The sequence below is a fragment of the Paenibacillus glycinis genome, from assembly GCF_009909185.1.
Classification (GTDB): domain Bacteria; phylum Bacillota; class Bacilli; order Paenibacillales; family Paenibacillaceae; genus Paenibacillus_Z; species Paenibacillus_Z glycinis.
Genome location: NZ_JAAAMV010000010.1, coordinates 19,435 through 38,182 on the forward strand (window position 1 = coordinate 19,435; position 18,748 = coordinate 38,182).

21 protein-coding genes and 1 tRNA gene are annotated in these 18,748 nt (G+C 55.6%); 19 read left to right on the top strand and 3 right to left on the bottom strand.

The window, feature by feature from the left end:
- Window positions 1–118 precede the first annotated feature (118 nt).
- The 4 genes from GT019_RS14330 to GT019_RS14345 all read left to right on the top strand — a co-directional run bounded on the left by GT019_RS14330 (window position 119) and on the right by GT019_RS14345 (window position 3,540).
- Window positions 119–892, top strand: a complete 774-nt coding sequence (locus GT019_RS14330; protein ID WP_161743873.1) for a ParA family protein — start codon at window positions 119–121, stop codon at window positions 890–892.
- Entirely contained in the window at window positions 873–1,727 is an 855-nt protein-coding gene (locus GT019_RS14335; protein ID WP_161743874.1) for a ParB/RepB/Spo0J family partition protein, read from the top strand. The genes GT019_RS14330 and GT019_RS14335 overlap by 20 nt, the downstream gene beginning before the upstream one ends.
- 101 nt (window positions 1,728–1,828) lie before the next feature.
- Entirely contained in the window at window positions 1,829–3,004 is a 1,176-nt protein-coding gene (locus GT019_RS14340; RefSeq protein WP_201755385.1) for an aminotransferase class V-fold PLP-dependent enzyme, read from the top strand.
- A 29-nt stretch (window positions 3,005–3,033) separates the two neighbouring features.
- Window positions 3,034–3,540: a DUF4446 family protein gene (locus GT019_RS14345; protein WP_235948085.1), complete on the top strand. Its 507-nt coding sequence runs from the start codon at window positions 3,034–3,036 to the stop codon at window positions 3,538–3,540.
- Here the strand turns inward: GT019_RS14345 and yyaC are convergent.
- Window positions 3,512–4,105 carry a spore protease YyaC gene (yyaC, locus tag GT019_RS14350; protein WP_161743875.1) on the bottom strand — a complete coding sequence of 198 codons (594 nt, stop codon included), beginning with the start codon at window positions 4,103–4,105 and terminating at the stop codon, window positions 3,512–3,514. The two genes, GT019_RS14345 and yyaC, sit on opposite strands and share 29 nt — an antisense overlap.
- A 175-nt stretch (window positions 4,106–4,280) precedes the next feature.
- On the opposite strand from yyaC, the gene GT019_RS14355 reads away from it, so the two are divergent.
- The 3 genes from GT019_RS14355 (at window position 4,281) to GT019_RS14365 (ending at window position 4,993) form a co-directional block, all read left to right on the top strand.
- Window positions 4,281–4,520, top strand: a complete 240-nt coding sequence (locus GT019_RS14355; protein ID WP_161743876.1) for a DUF3343 domain-containing protein — start codon at window positions 4,281–4,283, stop codon at window positions 4,518–4,520.
- Window positions 4,521–4,602: 82 nt separating this feature from the next.
- Window positions 4,603–4,842 carry a DUF951 domain-containing protein gene (locus tag GT019_RS14360; protein ID WP_161743877.1) on the top strand — a complete coding sequence of 80 codons (240 nt, stop codon included), beginning with the start codon at window positions 4,603–4,605 and terminating at the stop codon, window positions 4,840–4,842.
- Window positions 4,843–4,902: 60 nt separating this feature from the next.
- Window positions 4,903–4,993 (top strand) — tRNA-Ser (locus tag GT019_RS14365).
- Between the two features lie 676 nt (window positions 4,994–5,669).
- Here the strand turns inward: GT019_RS14365 and GT019_RS14370 are convergent.
- A complete protein-coding gene (locus GT019_RS14370; RefSeq protein ID WP_161743878.1) occupies window positions 5,670–5,849 on the bottom strand; it encodes a YjzC family protein in 180 nt (59 codons plus the stop codon).
- Between the two features lie 228 nt (window positions 5,850–6,077).
- Here GT019_RS14370 and rpsF point away from each other — a divergent pair, with 228 nt between their 5' ends.
- From rpsF to rpsR, 3 genes are read left to right on the top strand one after another with little or no spacing between them, the layout of a single operon-like run.
- Window positions 6,078–6,362 carry a 30S ribosomal protein S6 gene (gene rpsF / locus GT019_RS14375; RefSeq protein ID WP_161743879.1) on the top strand — a complete coding sequence of 95 codons (285 nt, stop codon included), beginning with the start codon at window positions 6,078–6,080 and terminating at the stop codon, window positions 6,360–6,362.
- 46 nt (window positions 6,363–6,408) lie between these two features.
- On the top strand, window positions 6,409–6,963 hold the full coding sequence (ssb, locus tag GT019_RS14380; protein WP_161743880.1) for a single-stranded DNA-binding protein: 555 nt from the start codon (window positions 6,409–6,411) through the stop codon (window positions 6,961–6,963).
- An 18-nt stretch (window positions 6,964–6,981) separates the two neighbouring features.
- The gene (rpsR, locus tag GT019_RS14385) at window positions 6,982–7,260 is read left to right on the top strand and encodes a 30S ribosomal protein S18 (protein ID WP_090649321.1); all 279 of its coding nucleotides are present in this window, start codon (window positions 6,982–6,984) and stop codon (window positions 7,258–7,260) included.
- A 58-nt stretch (window positions 7,261–7,318) separates the two neighbouring features.
- Here rpsR and GT019_RS14390 read toward each other — a convergent pair whose 3' ends face one another.
- Window positions 7,319–7,672 (bottom strand): DUF4870 domain-containing protein, encoded by a 354-nt coding sequence (locus tag GT019_RS14390; protein WP_161743881.1) that lies wholly within the window; start codon window positions 7,670–7,672, stop codon window positions 7,319–7,321.
- Between the two features lie 203 nt (window positions 7,673–7,875).
- On the opposite strand from GT019_RS14390, the gene GT019_RS14395 reads away from it, so the two are divergent.
- From GT019_RS14395 to GT019_RS14435, 9 genes are all read left to right on the top strand, one after another.
- Window positions 7,876–8,976 (top strand): LCP family protein, encoded by a 1,101-nt coding sequence (locus GT019_RS14395; RefSeq protein WP_161743882.1) that lies wholly within the window; start codon window positions 7,876–7,878, stop codon window positions 8,974–8,976.
- Window positions 8,977–9,042: 66 nt separating this feature from the next.
- Window positions 9,043–9,480, top strand: a complete 438-nt coding sequence (locus tag GT019_RS14400; protein WP_161743883.1) for a CBS domain-containing protein — start codon at window positions 9,043–9,045, stop codon at window positions 9,478–9,480.
- A 208-nt stretch (window positions 9,481–9,688) separates the two neighbouring features.
- Window positions 9,689–10,600, top strand: a complete 912-nt coding sequence (locus GT019_RS14405; protein ID WP_328803966.1) for a DUF2232 domain-containing protein — start codon at window positions 9,689–9,691, stop codon at window positions 10,598–10,600.
- 19 nt (window positions 10,601–10,619) lie between these two features.
- Entirely contained in the window at window positions 10,620–12,581 is a 1,962-nt protein-coding gene (locus GT019_RS14410) for a DHH family phosphoesterase (RefSeq protein ID WP_161743885.1), read from the top strand.
- On the top strand, window positions 12,578–13,021 hold the full coding sequence (gene rplI, locus GT019_RS14415) for a 50S ribosomal protein L9 (protein ID WP_161743886.1): 444 nt from the start codon (window positions 12,578–12,580) through the stop codon (window positions 13,019–13,021). Before GT019_RS14410 ends, rplI begins: the two co-directional genes overlap by 4 nt.
- A gap of 28 nt (window positions 13,022–13,049) precedes the next feature.
- On the top strand, window positions 13,050–14,408 hold the full coding sequence (dnaB, locus tag GT019_RS14420) for a replicative DNA helicase (RefSeq protein ID WP_161743887.1): 1,359 nt from the start codon (window positions 13,050–13,052) through the stop codon (window positions 14,406–14,408).
- A gap of 198 nt (window positions 14,409–14,606) precedes the next feature.
- Entirely contained in the window at window positions 14,607–15,893 is a 1,287-nt protein-coding gene (locus GT019_RS14425; protein WP_161743888.1) for an adenylosuccinate synthase, read from the top strand.
- A 197-nt stretch (window positions 15,894–16,090) separates the two neighbouring features.
- A complete protein-coding gene (locus tag GT019_RS14430) occupies window positions 16,091–16,927 on the top strand; it encodes a hypothetical protein (protein ID WP_161743889.1) in 837 nt (278 codons plus the stop codon).
- Window positions 16,928–17,060: 133 nt separating this feature from the next.
- On the top strand, window positions 17,061–18,587 hold the full coding sequence (locus tag GT019_RS14435; RefSeq protein WP_161743890.1) for a peptidoglycan DD-metalloendopeptidase family protein: 1,527 nt from the start codon (window positions 17,061–17,063) through the stop codon (window positions 18,585–18,587).
- Window positions 18,588–18,748: the final 161 nt, after the last annotated feature.

The following is an 18,748-nucleotide window of genomic DNA, read 5'->3' on the forward strand; positions in this document are numbered from 1 at the left end:
CCAGTTATGGGACGGCATCGTCATTTTGTCTATTGGTATTTGCTAGACGCAATCATAGCTGCAGAGATAGATAGGGGTTTGTCGGCTCCAATAAGTTATCAGCATAGAGGTGAACGGTTTGTCTAAAACGATTGCAATAACGAACCAGAAGGGCGGTGTCGGAAAAACGACCACGTCCGTCAATCTGGGTGCGTGCCTGGCTTCGCTGGGCAAGAAGGTGCTGCTAGTCGATATTGACCCTCAGGGAAATACGACGAGCGGTATCGGAATCAATAAAGCGGATGTAGCGCATTGTATTTATGATGTGCTTATTAATGATGTGCATCCGAATGAGGCCACCTGCCAGACGAATATCGAAGGCTTGAACATCCTTCCTGCGACTATTCAGCTGGCCGGTGCGGAGATCGAGTTAGTACCTACGATCTCGCGTGAGCAACGATTGAAAAAATCGCTTGCGCTTGTGAAAAATCAGTACGATTATATCCTCATCGATTGTCCGCCTTCGCTTGGCATTCTGACCATCAATTCGTTGACGGCATCGGATTCCGTCATTATTCCAATTCAATGCGAATATTACGCGCTGGAAGGCTTAAGCCAGCTCTTGAATACAGTTCGTTTGGTACAGAAACATTTGAACACTTCCCTTCAAATCGAAGGCGTGCTGCTCACGATGTTCGATGCGCGGACGAACCTTGGCATACAAGTTATCGAAGAAGTGAAGAAGTATTTTCAGCAAAAGGTGTATCAGACCATCATCCCGCGTAATGTTCGCTTGAGCGAAGCGCCTTCGCACGGCCAATCGATCATTACGTATGATCCACGGTCTAAAGGAGCAGAGGTGTACCTTGAACTCGCGAAGGAAGTGATTATGTATGAGCAAGCGGCTAGGTAGAGGACTTGATGCGCTTATTCCATCGCTTTCCGTAAACGAAGACGACAAAGTGGTTGAGGTTTCGCTGACGCAGCTAAGACCGAATCCCTATCAACCGCGTAAAACGTTTGATGATGATGCCATCAAAGAACTGGCGGAGTCCATTAAACAGCATGGCGTGATTCAACCGATTATCGTCCGGACGGTCCTTAAAGGATATGAAATCATAGCGGGCGAGCGGCGCTTCCGCGCTTCGCAATTGTGTGGCAATCCTACCATCCCTGCAGTCGTGCGCAACTTCTCGGATATGCAAGTGATGGAGATCGCGCTTATCGAAAACTTACAGCGCGAGGATTTGAACGCGATTGAGCTTTCGATTGCGTATCAAGCATTAATGGACAAGTTTAATCTGACGCAAGAAGAGCTTTCATTGAAGGTCGGCAAATCCAGATCGCACATTGCCAATTTTCTGAGGTTGCTTTCGCTCCCGGAACAGATCAAGGAAAATGTTTCACGTGGAACATTGTCCATGGGTCATGCAAGGGCCATCGTGGGCGTGAAAGAGGATTCTCGGAAGAAGGAACTGGCCGAACTGTCGATTGCAAATGAATGGAGCGTCAGACAGTTGGAGGAAGCCATTAAGAACTTGGATCAGCCAAACCCGGAAAAGGTGAAGGAAACGGCTTCTAATAAGAAGAAGGATCCCTATATCGATCAGATCGAGGAAACGCTGCGCGAACAATTCAAAACAACCGTCAAGATTAAACAACAGAAGGATAAAGGCCGTATCGAACTGATGTATTATAACAAACAAGACCTAGAGCGCTTGCTCGAACTGCTTCAACAATTATCCTAATACGGAAGCTTCCATTAATAGCATACTTGATTGGCGGGATTTGAAGCAGGGCCGCCAATCAAGTATGCTATTGTTAAGATTAAGCGGAGGGAGGCGGAGTGATGGCAGAGCAGCCGGTGGACAAACCATTCATTTACTTGGATCACGCCGCGACATCATGGCCCAAACCATCTCTCGTCGTCGATGCGGTGAAAGAAGCGATGGAGCGGGACAGTGCCAATCCTGGCAGAGGATCTCATGCGATGGCGGTTCGGGCGAGCCGGATATTGTTTGAGGCTCGCAGATCGCTTGCGAAGCTCTTCGTTGTCAAAAATCCGAACGACATCTCGTTCGGGCTGAATACGACGATGGCGCTCAATACGGCGATCAAAGGGACTCTTAAACCTGGCGATCATGTTATAGCTACCGCGGTGGAGCATAACTCCGTACGCAGGCCGCTGGAGTATTTGAAGCGATTAGGCATGATCGACGTGACCTATGTAGAAACGGATGACAGGGGACAGTTGGACGCAAAACAGGTGCAGCTGGCAATTCGTTCGAATACGAAACTGGTGGTCGTGAATCATAGTTCGAATCTGCTCGGCTCCATTTTGCCAATCGCGGATATTGGAGAAGTAACCAGACGAAGAGGAGTTAAGCTGCTCGTGGATGCGGCGCAAACGGCGGGGCTCCTGCAAATCGACGTGGAGGGCATGGGGGTTGATATGCTCGCATTTCCGGGCCATAAAGGGCTGCTGGGGCCGCAAGGGACCGGCGGGCTATATGTTCACCCCGAAGTGGACCTGGAGCCGCTCCTGCATGGCGGTACGGGCAGCCAATCGGAGTCCATCGAACAGCCTTCCGTGCGTCCGGACCGCTATGAAGCGGGAACGCAAAATACCGCCGGCATCAGCGGTCTGCGGGCAGGGGTAGAGCATGTCCTGCATGAGACCGTTCAAAACATCCATACTAAAGAATGGACGTTGACGCAGCTGATGATGGAGGGGCTTCTTGCCGTGAAAGGCGTGCGACTTTTGGGGCCGGGGTTGGGGAGACCGAGAACAGGCATCGTGTCGTTCGTCATGGAAGGAGCGGACCCGTCGGAGATCGGGTTTATATTGGACCAGCACTACAACATGGCCGTACGAACAGGATTTCATTGTACGCCGCTGGCCCATGGAACTGCAGGGACGTTGGAGACGGGAGCGATACGTGCAAGCGTGGGGTGCTTTACGACTTCTGAAGAGGTGGACGCCTTCGTTGGGGCAGTGAACGAAATTGGCCGACATTACAGCTAAAGAGCACCGAATGGGGAGAGAATCGCATCATGGATCAATGGATTGAGAGGCCGTTCGATTGGGCAATGGCCGGAATGCTTGCCGGACTTATTATTATCGTATTGCTGCTGCTGATCCGGAATTTCGTGCTGGGCAGCAAATTGAAGAAGCTGAGGAAGAGCTACACGCAATTCATGAGCGGTTCAGGAGTCGAAGGGCTGGAAACGATCATCATTGAGTTGAAGGAGCGCCTGCAGGAGCAGGAAGAACTGCACCGCAGCTTGAAGAAAACGGTCGTCTCATTGAGCGAAACCATGAAGAAGAAGAAAGGCAATATCGGCATTCATCGCTACAATGCTTTTGCGGAACGAGGCAGCGATCTCAGCTTTTCCGTTGCATTCATTAATGACGATAAAGACGGCATGGTGATGAGCGGGATCCATGGCCGAGACAATACGTTCGTCTACGCAAAGCCGGTCAAAGAAGGGCAGTCGGCCTACACGTTGACCCCCGAAGAAATCGAAGCGATCAATCTTGCGTTGCTGCAGGATAAGTAGCAGGACGCGTGCATTTCATAATGGACGAGAATAAGCTGTGCGCAATGATGTCGGCCATGCGGATCACCAGGTGCAGACGCGTGTTTTGCAAGACGAAATATTCCATGAATCCGCCGACGTTCACGATGCCGGTGATATGAATATCGCCGACGGGAGGCAGGTCCTTGTTCACGCCAGCGCCGGGTCTGACCGGTCCCGTACCGACTTGAATGCAGCCGACGCTCGCCGCTTGGCCTAGACAGGCATCGATCCCGATCACGAACGGCTTGCGCACATGCTTGTTGATGTCGATCAGCGTCTCATCCAAATTCATGGCGTGAACCGGTTCTTCCAACGTGCCGTATAAGTCGAAGAACGGACTCCTGTATTTGCTGAGGGAGGTGCCGACGAGAGGGCCGAGCGAATCGCCCGTAGAGCGGTCGGTGCCGACGCAAACGACGACAATTCTGCGATCAGGGGACACATTGTCCAATAAATAGGTCATACGATTAATAAGAAGTCCGGTGATGTTAGGCTCCGTGTACGGTACCTTGAGCGGCGTTTCTTTCATCCCTGGCAGTCTCATAGATTCCCCTCCCGCAAAAACGCTATGAAAATTCGCGGATTGTCAGCGGTTCTAGCTGCTAAATTGATAGAGCCGCCGGCCTTGCGCTTGGTTACTAGTATATGGATGGGACAACCATTTTATACTTGCCCGCAAGGAGAAATGTTCAATCAAATCAGTCAGGAGGCGAGGAGCCATGCTGATCGCGTTCGACTCCACCCAGCAGGCGCTGCGGGCGGAAATGCTATTAGAATACGCGGAGATCGAAATAGATATGTACCCGACGCCAAAGCAGATTACGGCCGGCTGCGCGCTTTCTATTCAATTTCCGGAAGAAGATTTGCTAGCCGTTCAGGAGGTCATCGTTCAGGAAAAGGTGGAAATCAGGGGGATTTTCAAACAGGTGGAGGACCGTTACGAAGCGATCGCGATGTGAAGAATAAAAGCATTGGAGCCATAAGAACTCGATGAGGACGCCGATGCAGGGAGAGCCTTAAAAAGAGGAGGAGCGGATCGGGATGGAGAGAAAACAGTTCGAGCTTGGGGACATCGTACAAATGAAGAAACAGCATCCGTGCGGGACGAACGAGATGGAGATTATCCGCATGGGGATGGACATTCGCATCAAATGCGTGGGCTGCAAGCACAGCGTGCTCATCCCGCGGGCAAAGTTCGAAAAAAACTTAAAAAAAGTGCTTCGATCCGCCGCGGATTCGCAGCAAAACGAAGGGGAAAACAATTTGTCGGCGCCGGAATAAAAAGGCTTGCAATCGGACGAGCCGCATGATAAGATATTCCTTGCTGACTGACAAACACATGGAGAGGTACCCAAGAGGCCCAAGGGGGCTGACTCGAAATCAGCTAGGCGTGTCACAGCGTGCGTGGGTTCGAATCCCACCCTCTCCGCCATAACCCTTAAACGCGAAGCGATCCTAACGGATCGCTTTTTTGCTTCATTATTTTCGTGCTGGTAACGAGTAGGCAGATGGCAAGGCAGGCGATCGTCGTGCGGTTGCGCTGAGTTGGCGTGCGGGGCCATGAGCATGCCGTAACGGCTAGTAACTGAGTCAGTGCCAGCATTGCGACAAGTGGATAAGGATCAATGCCGTCAGTGCCGTCTTAGACGAACGAAGCGATGCGTTGATGCAGACGAAGGAGAAGCTAGGTGGCGCGGAGAGTGCCCGATCGATTAATGCGAGGCCATGCGCCATGTGCGATGCCATGCGCTGAGCTATGCGCTGTGGGGAATGTGCCAGCCATATGCCGTGCCCCCGCGAGAGGCTGCAATCATCGCAGCACAGGAAAAAAGGGCTCTTGCGAGCCCTTTTCCCGACGGTGCTTAGTTTTGTAGAAAACAGTCGTCACAAAGCTTTCGTCGAAACCTTGGTTCACCGATCGAATCGGTGCGCGTGTGTTACAGACAAGTGTCTTTGGCACAACCCTCCGCTTCTATGCTGAGTGGACAGAATCTCCTTGAGGATCAAGCACATTGACGTTCAATGGAACCACACCTCTCACTTGTTCACCGTCATGAATTATGATGCGCCGAAGCCAAACGAATTATGCAATGGCCCGGATGAAAAATTTAATGCATTCGTTTCCACTTGCGGTCCTTGTTCGACGTCGAAGGGAACTGCTCGCCTTTCTTCAAATGCACCTTCTTTGGATCGTTTACGCCCATGTGAAACGAGGCCTCGCCGATCTCGATGTACGTGCCGTCGTTCGGCGCGTGATCGCCCGGCCGAAATTCCGTCCATTCGCCCATTGCTGCTGCACCTCCGTCATGAGTCCTTCCGGGGAGGGGAACCCCGGCTTCTAGTTTGCGCTCCGAGCGCGACCCGCATGAACGGAAGAATGAGGGAGGTCGAGCATTAAATCCTTACTTGTCAAGCGGGCACCAAATTTGATATAGTATTCAGGTATGCGAGAAAGTACTCTAGCTCGCTCCTTGCTCCCTTAAGGGGGCCGCATAGTCCAAGAGGAGGTGAAACAAATGCGCAAATACGAAGTGATGTACATCATTCGTCCGGAAGTGGAACAAGAATCGGTTCAAGCCCTGACCGAAAAGTTCCAAGCAATCATCGGAAACGGCGGAGAGGTCACAAAGCATGACGTGATCGGCAAGCGCCGTCTTGCGTATGAGATCAACAAGATTCGTGACGGTATCTACGTGCTGGTTCATTTCAACGCAACGCCAGAAGTTGTGAATGAACTTGACCGCGTCATGAAAATTACGGATGAAGTTATCCGTTTCTTGATCACGAAAGATGTAGCCTAGTCTCATCGGACGACGCAAGCGATGTTTTGATTGGAGGCGATAAACGATGTTGAACCGCGTTATTCTCATCGGCAGACTAACAAGGGATCCTGAAATGCGCTATACGCCTGCAGGCGTTGCGGTAACGCAATTTACGCTTGCAGTGGATCGACCGTTCTCAAGCGGCGGCGGACAAGGCGGCGAGCGCGAACGTGAAGCGGATTTCATTCCGATCGTCACGTGGCGTCAGCTGGCCGAGACCTGTGCCAACTATTTGCGCAAAGGCCGTTTAGCGGCGGTCGAAGGCCGCATGCAGGTTCGGAATTACGAGAACAACGAAGGCAAGCGCGTCTACGTGACGGAAGTCATTGCCGATAACGTGCGTTTCTTGGAATCCGCGAACCGCGAGAGCAATGGCCCGCGTGAAGAAGGCGGCGGTGGCGGAAACTACGGCGGTGGCGGTCAAGGCGGCTACGGCGGTGGCGGAGGCAACCAAGGCGGAAGCGGCGGTCAAGGCGGCGGCGGACGTTCAGGAGGCACACCTCGGAACAACAACGGCCGTGATCCATTCTCGGATGACGGGCGCCCGATCGATATATCGGAAGATGATTTGCCATTCTAAACGAAAGGACGGATGAACATGAGCTTTAAGCAAAGAGATGGTGGCGACGAGCGTCCAGAACGCAAGTTCGGCGGTCGCAAAGGCCGTAACAAACGTCGTAAAGTATGTTTCTTCACCGCTAACAAAATTACGCACATTGACTATAAAGATACGGACCTGCTTCGTAAATTTATCAGCGAACGCGGCAAAATCCTGCCACGTCGGGTAACGGGAACAAGCGCGAAGTACCAACGCCTGCTGACGATCGCAATCAAGCGTTCGCGTCAAGTTGCGCTGTTGCCTTACACAACGGAATAGGAACGGACGGACAAAAAGGCAGCCGAATCCGGCTGCCTTTTTTGCGTTGCGGCAACGATCAGAACTTGGAGGCTTGCTGCTCGGCCATGTCGCCGACGATCGGCAGCTTGAACCATCGGCCCTGCAGGGCGAGGAGCATTAAGGCAATCCATAGAACAAATGTCAGCGGAGTTAGCAATACGCCAAGAATCCAGCCGATAAACGGGATGAAGCCGAGCACAATATTGATAATGAACCAAGCCACCGACAACAGTATGGACTGCATCGCGTGGAATTTCACGAACGTGCTCCGTTTCTCCAACGCGAGGAACAGCAAGCCCGTCACGAAAGCGCCCAAATAGCAGAGCAGCCCGACGATCTTGGGATCCATGCCGGTCGACGAGCGGTCCGGCGCAAAATGCGGCGCTTGCATCAGGCAGCCACTCCTTCCTTTTGTTAGGTATTTATTCGCGGCGCGGCCGAACTATGCAGGGAAGAGGCAATTTGTCCCGATAAGGATTTCCAGTTCTGTCAATATCCTTCGTTAACGAATTGTAACCATCGCTCAAAACGGATCGTTTAAAATGATGAAGGCGCGTTTAAATAGTTCGGGAAAGACAGGAGCTAATTATCATCATGGCGAATTCCAAAAGAACTCGACGTTATAAATGGCTGGCCGCCTTGCTGATCCTCGTCGTCGCAGGCGGAGCGCTGGGCTATTACAACCGCGGAGCGCTGGCGATGTGGGGATTCGATACGTTCCTGAAGGACAGCGTGGAGAAAAAGCTGGAAAACTCCTACAAGCCGCTGGAGGGCCGCAAGCCTCCCGTGACAACGACGACGACGACGTCGTACAAGAAGGAGCATCCATTCTCCTTGCTGCTGCTGGGCGTCGATCAGCGGGGCAAGGAGATCGGCCGCTCCGACACGATGATCTACACGGTCGTCAGACCGATCGACGGCGCGATCCTGATGCTCTCCATTCCTCGCGATACGTATGTCGATATCGTGGGCAAGACGACGAAGTCGGGCCGGCCATGGGAAGATAAAATTACCCATGCGTTTGCGTTCGGCGGAGCCAAAATGTCGGTCGAAACGGTCGAGAAGTTGTTTGGCGCTCCGGTAAACCATTATGCTACAATAAACTTCAAGGGCTTTCGGGATGTCATAGACGCCATGGGCGGAATTTCGCTTCCCATTACCAAGGATCTTGTCAACGACGACCCCGATCACGAGAAGTTCGTCGTCAAGGCCGGCAAGGACGTCTACAACGGCACGGAGGCTCTGAATTACGTTCGTTACCGGGAGGATGCCGGCGGCGATACAAGCCGCGCAGGACGCCACCAGGTGTTTCTGAACGCGATCATGAACAAAGCGTCAAGCGTCGGGCAGTGGACGAAAATTCCGCAAATGATGGACATTATGGGCGACAACTTCAGCACGGACTTAACGCCGGAACATATGATCGACCTTGCGAAGAGCATGCTGCAGGGCAGCGATCGCACGATTTACAGCCATACGTTGAAGGGAAGCGGTCATCGCAAGGTCCCGCGCGGCGCTTGGTATTATTTTGCGGACGAACAAGACGTGACGAAGACCAAAGCTCTGATCGCGGCCTGGCTGAATCCGGCCAAAACGAAAACGCAGCTGCCGCTTCCGGAGGAGTACCAGCACAAGATCCAGAAACCGGTGCAGTCGTTGTCGGCGAACCCGGCGAAAGGAACCGCGAAGAAATAACGGCAATCGGAATTGCCCAATGCTCTTTCTGCACGTGGAAAAAAGAAGGAAGGTGGGCACACACGCATGAATATCGCATTTTTCTTATTACCGAAGCAAGAAGTGGTCTGGTTGACGATGGATGCGACGCTCCGGCAGACGCTGGAGAAGATGGAGCATCACCGCTATACGGCCGTGCCGATCCTGGATCACGCCGGAGGCTACGCCGGGACGTTGACCGAAGGCGATCTGCTCTGGCATATGAAGAACAATCCGCAGCTGAACTTCGAGCAAACCCATAAAGTGAAGCTCTCCGACGTGCAGATGCGCCTGTCCAATAAAGCCGTGCAGATCGACGCCAACATGGAGGATCTCCTCTCGCTGGCGAAGGTACAGAATTTCGTGCCGGTGGTCGACGACATGAACCGGTTTATCGGCATCGTACGCCGCAGCGACATCATCGATTATTGCGAAGCACTCATCGTAAAAAAAATGAATGCCAACAAGGAAATGGCCGCAGGGTAAGCAATCATCATTCGCCCTGCCGGTAATCGCAGCATGCGCAGGAAACGCCGCCCTCGGGAAGAGGGCGGCGTTTTGCATCGGCGGCGCGCGGGCGGAAAAACCGTGCGGGCGCGGTAGCCCCGGATCGGGCGGTTCTGTTTTCCCGTACTTGTTTTATGATATAATGGGGAGTAAAGCTTAGGCTGCGCACTAGTATCTGGAGCAAGAGGTGAACGGTTTGAAAACCGGTGTAAAATCGATTCTTTGGAGCGCCGCGGCGCTGCTGCTGCTGCTCGCCATCGCCGTACCGCTCGTGAACGTGCTTGTTTCGGCCGTCATGATGGTGCCGATGGTCATCTTGTATGCGACGTTGTCAAGGCGGGCATTTTCCTTGCACATGGCGGCCGTATACGCAATCGGCGCCGTTGTTCTGGGGCCGGCTGCTTTGATCGTAGGCTTGTTTTTCTTGATTCCGTCCGTGGTCCTCGGACATATGTACCGCAAGGGCGCCCCCGCGCGCAAAGCGCTGACCGCCGTCGTATTGACGCTGCTCGGCATCTCGCTGCTTGAGCTCGTGCTCGCCGATGCTTGGTTCGACTTCTCGCTCATCCATGAAATCCGCAGCGTGATTACGGATACGATCGACAGCTTGGACGGCGAGGGACTGATGCCGGGCACATGGACGGCAGAGGTGACGGAGTCGTATATTCAGAACTTGATCCATTCCATCCCGATGGCGCTCATTGCGGTATCGTTCCTCTTTACGATCATCGTGCATGCCATCGCGGCGCCGATTCTCCGCAGATCGGGCATCGCCGTCTCCAAGCTGCAGCAGCCCCGCAAATGGATGCTGCCGCGCATTTTCGTCCTGTACTATTTAATCGTTCTTCTCGCGGATCTGGCGACGCCGAATGAAGGAACCTCGTTCATGACGGTCACGCTCCACAACCTGGTCCCGCTGATGCAGCTGGCGTTCTCCATTCAGGCGATGGGATTTTTCTTCTTTATTGCGCATGAACGGAGATGGAACAAGGCAATTCCGGTGATTTTATCCGTGATTGTCGCGGTTTTTCCGCCGTTTAGCCTGATCGGCGTGCTCGATGCGGCATTCCCGATCCGAAGAGCGTTTAAGAAATCGTGACACAGGGGCGGAATCGAACATGCCGAAGTTTTTGATTAAACGATGGCACGGCATGCACCATTTATGGGCATTCGTGCTGATGCTATTGATGACGATCGCGCTGGCGACGTACGATTGGAAGTTTGGGGTGCTGGGGCTCGTGCTGTCCGGCGCCATCGGTTTCTATTCGGTCATGGCCGAGCGGGCGTTTCGCCGGGATTTGAAAATGTACCTCGGCACGCTGTCCTACCGGGTGAAGAAGGCGGGGCACGAGGTCATCAGCGATTTGCCGTTCGGGATCATCCTGTATAACGAGGATAAAACCATCGAATGGCATAACGCGTTCATCACGAACATGCTGGAGCGGGAATCCGTCGTCGGCGAGTCGCTGAACGATTTGTTCCCGACGCTGTCCCAAGCGAAGGAACGCGAAGGCACGATGGAGGCGTCGATCGGGAACGCGATCTACGAGCTGATGTTCCGCTTCGACGAGAGGCTGCTCTACGTTCGCGACATCACGAAGCAGTGGCAGCTGGCCAAGCGATACGAGGAAGAAAAAATGGCGATCGGAATCGTCATGATGGATAACCTCGAAGAAGTCACGCAGGGCATGGACGACCAGCAGCGAAGCACGCTGATGTCCAGGGCCACGGCGGAGATCACGGAGTGGGCGAGCAAGTTCCACGTCTATCTGAAGCGGCTGACCTCGGACCGTTACCTGGTCATTACCGATCAGCGCACGCTCAAGCAGCTGGAGCTGTCGAGGTTCGTGCTGCTGGACGAGGTGCGCGAGATCATCGCGGAGAACAAGATTCCGATGACGCTCAGCATCGGCTTCGCCGCCGGCGCGGAAAGCATCGTCGAGCTCGGGCATTGGGCGCAGACGAGTCTGGATTACGCGCTCGGCCGCGGCGGCGACCAGGCGGCGGTCAAGGTCGGGCAGCGCCAATCGTTCTACGGCGGCAAATCCAACGCCGTGGAGAAACGGACCCGCGTGCGGGCCCGCGTCGTGGCGCACGCGCTGCGCGATCTGATGCGCGACAGCGACCGCGTCGTGATCATGGGGCATAAGATGCCGGACATGGATTCGATCGGCGCGGCGATCGGGGTGCTCAAAGCGGCGCTGCTGTTCAACAAGGAAGCGTATATCGTGCTGGAAGGCGTCAATCCGGCCATTCAGAAAATGATGGAGATGCTGCGCGAAGACGAGCGCATCGCCAAACGCTTCATAACGCCGGAACAGGCGCTCGGCATCGTGGACGGCAAGACGCTCGCGGTCGTCGTCGATACGCATAAGGCGTCGATGGTGAAGGAGCCGCGGATTCTCTCCCTGACGGACAAGATCGTCGTCGTGGATCATCACCGCCGCGGCGAGGAATTCATCACGAATGCGATTCTCGTGTATATGGAGCCGTACGCGTCCTCGACCTGCGAACTGGTCACGGAGCTGCTGCAATATATCCATGACCGAGTGCTGCTGGACGTGAAGGAAGCGACGGCGCTGCTCGCGGGCATTACGGTGGATACGAAAAGCTTCTCGCTGCGCACCGGCTCCAGGACCTTCGAAGCGGCCTCGTTCCTGCGCCGCAACGGCGCGGACTCCACGCTCATTCAGCGGATGCTGAAGGAGGATCTGGCGGAATACATCAAGAAGGCGGAAATGATCAAGCTCGCCGAGATCGTGTACGATCACGTCGCGATCGCGGTCACGGAGCAGGGACGCCAGTATTCGCAGCTGCTGATCGCGCAGACGGCGGATACGCTGCTCAACATGACGGACGTGCTGGCGTCCTTCGTCATCGGGGAACGGCCGGACGGCCTGATCGGCATCAGCGCAAGGTCGCTCGGCCATATGAACGTGCAGGTGGTCATGGAGCGCATGGGCGGCGGCGGTCATCTGACCAACGCGGCCGCCCAGCTCGAAGGCACCGTAGCGGAAGTCGCGCAGCGCCTCAAGCAGGTGCTGCAAGAAATCGATAAGGAAGAGGGGTTATTCGAATGAAGGTCATTTTCCTGCAAGACGTGAAGGGGCAAGGCAAGAAGGGCGAGGTCAAAGAAGTATCGGAAGGGTACGTGCGCAATTTCCTGTTTCCGAAGAACCTGGCGAAGCCGGCATCGGACGGCAACCTGAAGACGCTCGACGCGCAGAACGCCGCCGAGAAACGGAAGAAGGAGCAAGAGAAGGCGGACGCGCAAGCGCTCGCCGCGCGTCTGGAAGCGATGAAGGTCGTCGTGAAAACGAAAGCCGGCGAAGGCGGACGCCTGTTCGGCGCCATCACGACCAAGCAAATCGCCGAATCGCTCGAAGGGCTTGGCGTGAAGATCGATAAACGCAAAATCGAACTCGAGGAGCCGATCCGGACGCTCGGCGTCACGCAGGTAATGGTGAAGCTGCATCCCGAAGTGAAAGCGAAGCTGAGCGTGCATGCAGCGGAAGAATAATAATGCGAGAGAGGGAGCGCGGGAAGGCATGAATGACGAGCTGACGATGTTCGACCGCGTTCCGCCGCAGAACATGGAAGCGGAACAGGCGGTCCTAGGGGCGGTCCTGCTGCAGACGGAAGCGCTCATCACGGCGATGGAGCGGCTGCGGAGCGAGGACTTCTATCTGCCGTCGCATCAATTGATCTATAACGCGATGGTCGAGCTCGGCGAAGCCAACCAGCCCATCGATCTCGTTACCCTGACCTCGTACCTGCAGGACCGTCAGCAGCTGGAGGAGATCGGCGGCGTCAGCTACCTGGCGAAGCTCGGCAACGCGGTGCCGACGGCGGCGAACGTGGACTACTACGCGCAGATGGTGGAAGAGAAGTCCATGCTCCGCCGCCTCATCCGGACGGCGACCAATATCGTGTCCGACGGCTACGCGGCGGCGGACGATATCGGCCTCATGCTGAGCGACGCGGAAGCGCGCATCATGGAGCTGTCCAACCGCCGTTCCAGCAGCGGCTTCATCTCGATCCGGGACGTGCTGATGGAAGTCTTCGAGCGGGTCGAACACCTGTATTCCAACAAGGGCGGCTCGACGGGCATTCCGTCCGGCTTCACGGACTTGGACAAGATGACGTCCGGCTTCCAGCGGAACGACTTGATCATCGTGGCGGCGCGTCCGTCCGTAGGGAAGACGGCATTCGCCCTGAACATCGCCCAGAACGTCGGCGTCCGCGCCCGCGAGACGGTCGCGATCTTCAGTCTCGAGATGTCCGCCGCCCAGCTGGTGCAGCGGATGATCTGCGCGGAATCGAACGTCGACGCCGGCCGGATGCGGACGGGGTATTTGGAAGGCGACGATTGGGAAAAGCTAACGATGGCGATCGGTTCGCTCTCCGAAGCGCAGATCTACATCGACGATACGCCGGGAATCACCGTCGCGGACATTCGGGCGAAGTGCCGCCGGCTGAAGAAAGAACGCGGCCTCGGCATGATCCTGATCGACTACCTGCAGCTGATCCAAGGCCGGGGCAAGGCCGGCGAGAACCGGCAGCAGGAAGTATCCGAGATCTCGCGTACGCTCAAGCAGATCGCGCGGGAGCTGGAAGTGCCGGTCATCGCGCTTTCCCAGCTGAGCCGGGGCGTCGAGCAGCGGCAGGACAAGCGTCCGATGATGTCCGACCTTCGGGAATCCGGCTCCATCGAGCAAGATGCCGATATCGTCGCGTTTCTGTACCGGGACGATTACTACGACAAGGAGTCGGAGAAGAAGAACATCATCGAGATCATCATCGCCAAACAGCGGAACGGGCCCGTGGGCACCGTCGAGCTGGCCTTCCTCAAGAACTTCAATAAATTCGTCGGACTGGATCGCTCCCATCAGGAATCGGCTTCTTAAAACCGCGAGCGATGACAGGCGGTTCGTCCTGCTTCGACATCATATTTCTATTTCCGAACAATTGTAGGGGCAACCCTGCAATTGTTCGCTTTTCGTTGACTTTAGCGGACTAAATTGCTACACTAATACTGCTGCCGGCCACAGGCAGTCATTTGTTGTGTTCGTTTGCGCTTCAAAACATGTAATGGGGGTATATCCATGTCAACGGTAGTCGTAGTCGGAACCCAATGGGGAGACGAAGGCAAAGGCAAAATCACCGATTTTCTGGCGGACGGCGCAGATGTTGTAGCCCGGTATCAAGGCGGCAACAACGCAGGCCACACCATCATGATCGGGAATAAGAAATATAAGCTTACCATGATCCCATCCGGCATTTTCAACGAGAATAAAGTGTGCGTCATCGGCAACGGCATGGTCATCAATCCATCCGCCCTTATCGACGAAATCAATTATATACATGAGAACGGTTTCTCCACGGACAACCTGAAAATCAGCGACCGCGCGCATCTGATCATGCCGTACCACATCGAGCTGGACTGCTTGGAAGAAGAGCGCAAGGGCGATAACAAGATCGGCACGACCCGCAAGGGGATCGGCCCGTGCTACATGGACAAAACGGCGCGCAACGGCATTCGTGTCGCGGATCTGCTGGACGCCGAGGAATTCGAGACGAAGCTTCGCCGCCTCGTGATCGAGAAGAACCAAGTCATCGAGCAGGTCTACGGCGGAAACAAGCTGGACGCGGATGAAATCCTCGGCCTGTACCTCGGCTATGCCGAGATTCTTCGCCCGTACGTGACGGATACGTCCGTCGTGCTGAACGACGCGATCGACAGCAACCAGCGCGTGCTGTTCGAAGGCGCGCAGGGCGTCATGCTCGATATCGACCAAGGCACGTATCCGTACGTCACTTCGTCCAATCCGACGGCCGGCGGCGTATGCATCGGTTCCGGCGTGGGTCCGTCCAAGATCCAGCAGGTCATCGGCGTGGCGAAAGCGTACACGACGCGCGTCGGCGACGGTCCGTTCCCGACGGAGCTGAGCAACGAGACCGGCGACTGGATCCGCGAGCAGGGCCATGAGTACGGCACGGTGACCGGCCGTCCGCGCCGCGTCGGCTGGTTCGACACCGTCGTCGTCCGCCATGCGCGCCGCGTCAGCGGCATCACGGGTCTGTCCTTGAACTCGCTCGACGTGCTGTCCGGCCTGGAAACGGTCAAGATCTGCACCGGCTACAAGCTGCGCGGCGAAGTCATCGAGCACTATCCGGCCAGCCTGAAGCTGATCTCGGAGTGCGAAGCGGTGTACGAGGAGCTTCCGGGCTGGAGCGAGGACATCTCGAACGCGAAGACGCTGGCGGACCTGCCGGAGAACACGCGCCGTTACGTGGAACGCGTCTCCGAACTGACGGGCATTCCGATCGCGATCTTCTCCGTCGGCCGCAACCGCGAGCAGACGAATCCGGTGGCCCCGATTTATATCTAGCAGCAGCACATAGAGAGGATGGCGAGCGTTCGCCGTCCTCTTTCTTTTTTGCCCGGGAATTGAATGGTTCCGCCGTGCCGTGCCCATACTGGGAAGTATGGGCGATATGCCCTTGCCAATCTAGCTGCCTAAGCTGATTGGTTTGCGTTTGCGCCTACGAGACGCAAGTGCAGCATTCAGCTACTAAGAGGCAAAGGGTGATAGTGATGTGGAAGATTACGGGGAAAGTAGCGGCAGCCGTCGGAAAGCTCGTGGCAGCGGCGCTGTTGATCAGTTTTCTGTCGATATGGACGACCGGTTACGTCGTGAACAGCTACGTGGAAACGCTGCTCAAGCAGTTTCATATTCCGATGGAAGAGAAGCCGTTCGCGCTCAGCGGATTGTGGGGCGAGATGTGGGGCGCCGATCCGGAAGTGAAAGCGAGCGCCGATACGGATACGGCCGGCTCGAAGGGTGCGGACAATGCGTCGGCGGACAACGGCAGCCAGGATGCGAACGGTTCGAATAAAGGCGCGGCGGAAGGCAATTCGACGGGGAATGGCTCGGTCTCGGACAACGGGGATGCCGCGGGCTCGGGCGACGGAGCTGCTGCGAACTCGGATGAAACGGCAGGCAGTCCGAATACGGACGCTTCCGGACAGTCGGGCGGCGACAGCAACGGATCGGTGGATGCTTTCGGCGATAAGACCGAAGGCGAGCTGAGCGATATCGGCGGGGGCACGGGACCGAAGGGCAACAGCGGGGCGGTCACCGGACAAGGCAGCGCCGGAACCGACGCGAGCGATGCCTCCAAGGACGGGATCGCCATGTCGACGGACGAGATCAACGCGGCGAAATCGCAGATCAGCGAAGCGGACAAAACGAAATTATTCGACGTCATGAAGAAGCTCCCGCAGGATGCATGGCAGCAAATTTCCACGCTGATGGAGGACGGGCTGACCGACGATGAGATGACGCAGGTGAACCAGTTGATGGCGCGGTATTTGGATCGATCGGAGTACGATGAAATGACGGAGATTCTGAGCAAATATTAATCTGGCGTAAAAGGCCCTTCGGTTGAACCCGCATGCAGCGTTATGATACAGTAAAGAACGTGATTGACAATGTAGAATTTTCGTTGTCGGATCCGCTCAAAACAAGGTACCATAACGCGAAAAGGAGACGATCATGACCTTTTTTACGGACAAGGGTCGATTCCGAAAAGCATGGGATTCATTCCGGCAGACTTTTCGGCGCGTAAGCCCCCAACAGGAGAATCAGCAGCATTCCAATATAGAGAACGGTACCGTGCAGCGACTGCTGCGCAGAAAACCGATATTGCTTGCAGGGAGCGCGCTCGTCGTGCTCGCGGTTGCCGGTTTCAGCAGCTCGCATTACGTGAAGGCGCATACCGTGGATTTCGTCGAAGTGTACCAGAACGGCAGCCTGATCGGCGAGGTCGGCTCCAAGCAGCAGGTCGCGGATTTTATCGGCCAAACCCAGAAGAAGCTCGAAGCGGACAACGCCGGCGTACATATGGTGCTTGACACGGGCAAGATCACATATGGGGTTAAAAGCGCTTACAAGGCGCAGCCGGATTCGGCGGCCACGCTGCAGAAGCTGGGCGGGTTATTCGACTCTCACGCAACGGGCGTCGAACTCGTCGTGGACGGCAAGCGGGTAGGCATCGTGAAGGACAAGGCGACGGCGGACGCGCTGCTGGCGCGGGTGCAGGGCAAATACGCCCCCAAGACCAAGTCGGAGAAAACGGAAGTCACCGCGCTCGCATATTCGCCCGACGGCAGCGTGAAGTCGAAGACGGCGCTCAAATCGGTGAAATTCGTCGAGAAGATCGCGACGGACGACGCGCAGGTCGAGCCGCAGGACATCGCCGATCCGGAGCAGCTGTACCTGCAGCTCATCAAGGGCACGGTCAAGCCGAAGTCCTACACGGTCAAGGAAGGCGACTGCGTCGGCTGCATCGCGCATGAATTCGGCATCTCGCCGCAGGTCATCTACGAGCGCAACAAATGGATCAAGGACGACATGATCAAGGTCGGGGACGTCATCGATCTGACGGTGCTGCAGCCGGAAGTCACGGTGGAGACGGTCGAGAACGTGACGGAGACGGAATCGATCGAACCGAAGACGGTGATCCAGAAGAACAGCAACATGAAATCGGGCGAGCAGAAGATCATCCGCGAGGGCAAGAGCGGCAAGAAGCAGCTCGTCTACCGGCTGATCAAGCAAAACGGCTACCTGATGAGCGAGGAGCTGATCAGCGAAGCCGTGCTGGAGCCTTCCGTTCCCGCGATCATCATGAAAGGCACGAAGGTGAACCTGAGCGAAGGCACCGGTCAATTCGCCTGGCCGGTCACCGGTCATCGCCTGACCAGCTACTACGGCATGCGCTGGGGCGCGATGCACCGCGGCGTCGACATGGTCGGCAATCATAATATCATGGCAGCGGACAACGGGGTCGTGACATTCACTGGAACGCGCCCGGGGCTCGGCAACTGCATTATCATCGACCATAAGAACGGCTACGAGACGTGGTACGGCCACTTGAGCAAGATCCTGGTCAAGAAAGGCGAGACCGTCAGCCAAGGATCCAAGATCGGCATCATGGGCAATACCGGCCACTCCTTCGGCACGCATCTGCACTTCGAGGTGCACAAGAACGGCGATCTGCAAAACCCGCTTAAGTATCTATAATCTGGAATTGTTCCACATGAAACATCGTCCGGCCCCGAGGCTGCGGCGGTGTTTTTGCATCTAACCGGATAAAAGCGCCGAATATGGGCAAATTCGCCGTTTTTCGCCTAAATCTCCCCTGATATGAGGGAAGTTTCATTGTGAACCAAGGATACTCCTAT

What these genes read in the sequence shown, in the direction of transcription:
- GT019_RS14335 (WP_161743874.1), top strand. Translation starts at nt 873, where the DNA reads ATGAGCAAGCGGCTAGGTAGAGGACTTGATGCGCTTATTCCATCGCTT.
- GT019_RS14340 (WP_201755385.1), top strand. Translation starts at nt 1,829, where the DNA reads ATGGCAGAGCAGCCGGTGGACAAACCATTCATTTACTTGGATCACGCC.
- GT019_RS14345 (WP_235948085.1), top strand. Translation starts at nt 3,034, where the DNA reads ATGGATCAATGGATTGAGAGGCCGTTCGATTGGGCAATGGCCGGAATG.
- yyaC (WP_161743875.1), bottom strand. Translation starts at nt 4,105, where the DNA reads ATGAGACTGCCAGGGATGAAAGAAACGCCGCTCAAGGTACCGTACACG.
- GT019_RS14355 (WP_161743876.1), top strand. Translation starts at nt 4,281, where the DNA reads ATGCTGATCGCGTTCGACTCCACCCAGCAGGCGCTGCGGGCGGAAATG.
- GT019_RS14360 (WP_161743877.1), top strand. Translation starts at nt 4,603, where the DNA reads ATGGAGAGAAAACAGTTCGAGCTTGGGGACATCGTACAAATGAAGAAA.
- GT019_RS14370 (WP_161743878.1), bottom strand. Translation starts at nt 5,849, where the DNA reads ATGGGCGAATGGACGGAATTTCGGCCGGGCGATCACGCGCCGAACGAC.
- rpsF (WP_161743879.1), top strand. Translation starts at nt 6,078, where the DNA reads ATGCGCAAATACGAAGTGATGTACATCATTCGTCCGGAAGTGGAACAA.
- ssb (WP_161743880.1), top strand. Translation starts at nt 6,409, where the DNA reads ATGTTGAACCGCGTTATTCTCATCGGCAGACTAACAAGGGATCCTGAA.
- rpsR (WP_090649321.1), top strand. Translation starts at nt 6,982, where the DNA reads ATGAGCTTTAAGCAAAGAGATGGTGGCGACGAGCGTCCAGAACGCAAG.
- GT019_RS14390 (WP_161743881.1), bottom strand. Translation starts at nt 7,672, where the DNA reads ATGCAAGCGCCGCATTTTGCGCCGGACCGCTCGTCGACCGGCATGGAT.
- GT019_RS14395 (WP_161743882.1), top strand. Translation starts at nt 7,876, where the DNA reads ATGGCGAATTCCAAAAGAACTCGACGTTATAAATGGCTGGCCGCCTTG.
- GT019_RS14400 (WP_161743883.1), top strand. Translation starts at nt 9,043, where the DNA reads ATGAATATCGCATTTTTCTTATTACCGAAGCAAGAAGTGGTCTGGTTG.
- GT019_RS14410 (WP_161743885.1), top strand. Translation starts at nt 10,620, where the DNA reads ATGCCGAAGTTTTTGATTAAACGATGGCACGGCATGCACCATTTATGG.
- rplI (WP_161743886.1), top strand. Translation starts at nt 12,578, where the DNA reads ATGAAGGTCATTTTCCTGCAAGACGTGAAGGGGCAAGGCAAGAAGGGC.
- dnaB (WP_161743887.1), top strand. Translation starts at nt 13,050, where the DNA reads ATGAATGACGAGCTGACGATGTTCGACCGCGTTCCGCCGCAGAACATG.
- GT019_RS14425 (WP_161743888.1), top strand. Translation starts at nt 14,607, where the DNA reads ATGTCAACGGTAGTCGTAGTCGGAACCCAATGGGGAGACGAAGGCAAA.
- GT019_RS14435 (WP_161743890.1), top strand. Translation starts at nt 17,061, where the DNA reads ATGACCTTTTTTACGGACAAGGGTCGATTCCGAAAAGCATGGGATTCA.